The sequence below is a fragment of the Nonomuraea sp. NPDC048916 genome (assembly GCF_040649575.1).
Lineage (GTDB): Bacteria > Actinomycetota > Actinomycetes > Streptosporangiales > Streptosporangiaceae > Nonomuraea.
In genome coordinates, this window is sequence record NZ_JBEZFS010000092.1 from 1 (window position 1) to 4,292 (window position 4,292).

Here is a 4,292-nt window from a genome sequence, read left to right on the forward strand (position 1 = left end):
GATCACTTTCCCTAGACAAGATCGTGATCTTAGAGGTCGCGGGCGTTTCCTGTTCCCGATTGCTGGCGTTGGTGACCCTCCGTGACGGCCATGCGGTCACGGAGAGCGATCAAGCGGCAGCGCCACCCCGGTCAAACGAGAAGACCCAGTATGCCCAGCTTGTGCAGGCCCTTCAACGGCGTATCGAGTCGGGAACCTATCCACCCGGCTCCCTCCTCCCCAGCGAGCACCAGCTCATCCAAGAGTTCAGCGTCTCGCGCCCCACGGTGGTCGCGGCGCTGCGCGTGCTGCGCGAACAGGGCTGGATCGAGTCCCAGCAGGGCAAGGGCCGCTTCGTGCGCGGCCGACCCGCCATGGCCTCGATGGAGGCGAACCGGCCCGGTCAGGCGTACCTCACCAACCCGGAGACCGATGCTCCCGGTGAACTGGTGGAGGCCGGGGCAGTGGCCGTGCCGAACCGTGTGGCGGCATTGCTTGATGTGCGGCCCAAGAGCAAGGCGTTTCTGCGCCGGCGCCTGGTCGTCCGCGACGGTGAGCCGACAGAACTGGTCTCGCTGTGGCTGCCCCTGGAGTTGTCGGAGGGCACCGATCTGACCAGTGGTGAGCCACTACCTCAGGGCATCAGGCAGCATCTCCAGTCACGTAAGGGTGTTCGCTTCGATCACATCGTGGAGCAGATCACCGCGCGTATGCCCACAGCAGAGGAGACCAAGCAGCTCGGCATGCCCAAGAACACGCCGCTCCTGGCCGTCTTCGGCGCGGTTCGCGACGCCTCCGGCCGGCCCTTGGTCGTGGTCGAGGTGCTGCTTCCTGCCGACCGACACGAGCTGGAAGACGCCTATCCGATCGCGTGAGGGCTCGTCCTTACGTGCAGCGCCAGTCCCAGTCGCTGCCATGCCTGTCAGTGACCTCGACAATGACCCGGCGCCCTGTCTTGTCCTCGGTGTCTTCGAAGAACAAAGAGATCTTCGCTTTCTCCTCGGCTCCTTTGATCGTGGCCTTTCGATAGTGATTCTGGATCTCCTCCTCCGCGCGCATAGTGCGCAAGGTGATCCTTATCCGGTAATCGCAGTAGTCGCCGTTGCCTCCGAACATGCTCCGCCCGAAGTCCGTCTCGCGCTCCTCCCAAAGCTCGCTCGTCTCTGGCGGGAGCGGATAGGCCACCACCCGCTCCAGCAGAGCATCGAGGCGGTCGTCGTCACGCCAAACCGGCGGCATGACGAACGCGAACACCAAGACGAGCACTCCGACAAGTGGAAGAGCGACAGCGGCTAAGCATCCCCACGCACCCCGCGTCATGATCGTGACAATAGAGCAAAGCCGCACCTACGGCTACAAGTGTCCTCTGAGCACACCGGGACGAATCTAATGATTCAGACTTATCGACATAGACGCTCGACCGACCCACGCGGAGCACCAAACGATTCAACATAGACATTTGACCCACCAAGCAGCGAGACGTATTCTCAGACCAACACTTAATAGGTCAAATGTCTGTCATTCAAGAGAGGGGAGCCGCCTGCTGCGGGCCGTACTGATGACGGCGGCAGAAGAGGACAAGCTGATCGCCCGCAACCCGTGCCGCATCAAGGGCGCCGACAACGAGCAGACGCCCGAGCGGCCCGTCCTCACCGTGGCGCAGGTCTTCGAGCTGGCCGACCGGATGGCCGACAGGCGTTTTAAGGCCCTGGTGCTGCTGGCCACCTTCGCCAGCCTACGCTGGGGCGAAGCCATCGCGCTCCGCCGTACCGGCATCGACCTGGAAGGACGGGTGGTCCGAGTGCGGGAACAGCTCCTCGAACTGGACGACGGTGGCATGCGCCTCAGCCCGCTCAAGTCGCGGGCTGCCCGGCGAACGGTCAGCATCCCTTCGGCCATCGTTGCGGCGCTGGCCGATCACCTCGCCGAGTTCGTCGACGTGGCCGACGACGCCTTCCTCTTCCTGGGCAAGCGTGGCGGCTTCCTGCGGGGTGGCAACTTCCGGCGTAAGGCCCGGTGGGCGGACGCGCTCAAGGAGATGGGAATCCAGGGCTTGCACTTCCACAATCTCCGACACACGGGCAACACGCTGGCGGCGCAGTCCGGCGCGAGCCTCGCCGACCACAGGATCGCCGATGCGCTCAGCGCGAGAGTGAAGGCAGAGCAAACCAAGCGTGAGAAGCGAGATGACGACGGCAGCTTAAGAACGGCCCCCGCAGGCTAATGGCCCGTTAATGGCTCGAACGCCCCGCACCGTGACCTCCCTTCTAGCGGTCGTCGCAACACCCCAGCTTGGGGAGTGCGATGGAGTTCGAGATCCGCGAGATCCGGTCCCCCCAGGGGCGACGGAAGCTGACCCGTGAGCGGGAGGAATACTTCCGGCTTATGGATCAAGGTTTCAGCAGCATGGAAGCGTGCCGGATCGTCGGCATCAACTACCGAACCGGGAAGCGGTGGAGGAACGGCTCGGCGCCGAACAAGGCAAAAAAGAAGGGGGCACCGCCGGTCAGACGACCGACGGTGCCCCCTTCTGACGTGTCCCGCTACCTGCGGGAAGACGAGCGGATCTACATCGCTGACCGGGTGCGGGAGAAGGCGTCGATCCGGGAGATCGCCCGCGAGCTGGGCCGTGCGCCCTCGACCATCAGCCGGGAGATTCGCCGCAACCGGCACCCCACCAACTGCCAGTACCGGCCGCACGCGGCCCAGGCCCGTGCCGACGCGCGCCGGCCCCGCCCCAAGCCGAGCAAGATCGGGCAGAACCCGGAGTTACGGGCATACATTCAGGAGCACCTGACCAAGCGCTGGAGTCCGGAGCAGATCGTCGAGAGTCTGCGCAGAACCTTCCCCGAGCGTGCGGAGATGCATGTGTGTCACGAGACCATCTACCAGGCGCTCTACGTCCAGGGCCGCGGCGAGCTGCGTCGCGAGCTGACCCGGGCGCTGCGCACTGGCCGCGCGATGCGTAAGCCCCGCCGCCTGGCTCAGCAGCGCCAGCCCCGCTACAGCGCGCCCATGGTGATGATCAGCGAGCGGCCCGCCGAGGCCGACGACCGAGCAGTGCCCGGCCACTGGGAAGGCGACTGCATCATCGGCAAGAACCAGGCATCGGCCATCGGCACCCTCGTCGAGCGCACCACCCGCTACGTGATGCTCGTCCACCTGCCGATCGACCGCAGCGCCGAGCGCATGCGCGACGCCCTGGTGGAGACTATGGCCACGTTGCCCGCCCATCTCAAGCGATCCTTGACCTGGGACCAGGGCAGCGAGATGGGCCGACACCACGAGTTCTCCGTCGCCGCCGACATGCCCGTCTACTTCTGCGATCCGGCCAGCCCCTGGCAGCGCGGCTCGAATGAGAACACCAACGGCCTGCTGCGCCAGTACTTCCCGAAGGGCACCGATCTGTCGGTCCACACGCGTGAGCAGCTTGACGCCGTCGCTGCCGAGTTGAACGCCAGGCCACGGAAGACGCTCGACTGGGACACCCCGGCCGAGCGCCTCGCCGAGCTCTTGGCAACCTGCGCTTGACCTGGCGGCCCGCAATGCCACAGCGTGGCTGTGACTTTGCGGGCTTGATGGCGTGAATTACCCAGCGGAGTTTGGCGTGCTGTCAGTGGGGCCGATCAGTTGAGCCGAAGCGCGGTAGTTGTCACAAAGGCAGGCTTCCTGTCACCGCAGCTCTATCCTTGCCCGATGATCAACCTTCAGATTCGTGGCGACGGGCCCGAGATCTTGGCGAGTACCAAACACGGCCTGCCTTGGAGCGATGCATTGGCCAACCTCGATCGGGCCCAGTTTCCGATGTTCGGTCATCTGATCCCATATGGCGACACGATCTTCAATCATCGGCAGATCGATACCCTGCTGGACGAACTACCACGACTCCCCGCAGGGCTGATCACCGACGCCTTCGCCGAAGCGCTCCACGAGCTGTGCAGCTTCGCCCAAGAGGCACCACACCGCTATCTGTGGTTCGTCGGAGACTGACACGCCCCGCACCGGCGGTGACAGCCAATCGAGCCTCGGCTCACGAGGTTGGCAGTTGGCGCTCGCGACAAGTAGCGCGCCGATTTGGTGACAACTACCGTGCATCGATGCGTCCGGAGGCCCAGATCGTCATAAGCCGCATCAGCGTCCAGCATCCGCTGGCTCGAGTTCTACATAGTGAACGTTTTCCAACCTCCTGGACGCGTGCCCTGATCACAGCATGATCGCGATGCTGATGTTCGGCAGGTGGCGCAAAGAAGCTCCTGGTAGACGGGTTGATCACCACAACCATCACCGTCGCAACCAGGAGCTTCAGGTGCTGT

The 4,292-nt window shown here is 64.3% G+C and carries 5 protein-coding genes; 4 read left to right on the plus strand and 1 reads right to left on the minus strand.

What is annotated here, in order from left to right:
* Window positions 1-854: GntR family transcriptional regulator (locus AB0C16_RS39755; protein WP_357691278.1), on the plus strand; the 854-nt coding region annotated here is incomplete at its 5' end.
* A gap of 10 nt (window positions 855-864) precedes the next feature.
* Here AB0C16_RS39755 and AB0C16_RS39760 read toward each other — a convergent pair.
* Complete coding sequence (locus AB0C16_RS39760) at window positions 865-1,245, minus strand: hypothetical protein (RefSeq protein WP_357691280.1); 381 nt, start codon at window positions 1,243-1,245, stop codon at window positions 865-867.
* A gap of 292 nt (window positions 1,246-1,537) precedes the next feature.
* On the opposite strand from AB0C16_RS39760, the gene AB0C16_RS39765 reads away from it, so the two are divergent.
* From AB0C16_RS39765 to AB0C16_RS39775, 3 genes are all read left to right on the plus strand, one after another.
* Window positions 1,538-2,203: a site-specific integrase gene (locus tag AB0C16_RS39765; protein ID WP_357691282.1), complete on the plus strand. Its 666-nt coding sequence runs from the start codon at window positions 1,538-1,540 to the stop codon at window positions 2,201-2,203.
* An 80-nt stretch (window positions 2,204-2,283) separates the two neighbouring features.
* Window positions 2,284-3,510, plus strand: coding sequence for an IS30 family transposase (locus AB0C16_RS39770; RefSeq protein WP_357691284.1), 1,227 nt, complete (start codon window positions 2,284-2,286; stop codon window positions 3,508-3,510).
* Window positions 3,511-3,675: 165 nt separating this feature from the next.
* Window positions 3,676-3,969, plus strand: coding sequence for a hypothetical protein (locus AB0C16_RS39775; protein ID WP_357691285.1), 294 nt, complete (start codon window positions 3,676-3,678; stop codon window positions 3,967-3,969).
* Window positions 3,970-4,292 lie beyond the last annotated feature (323 nt).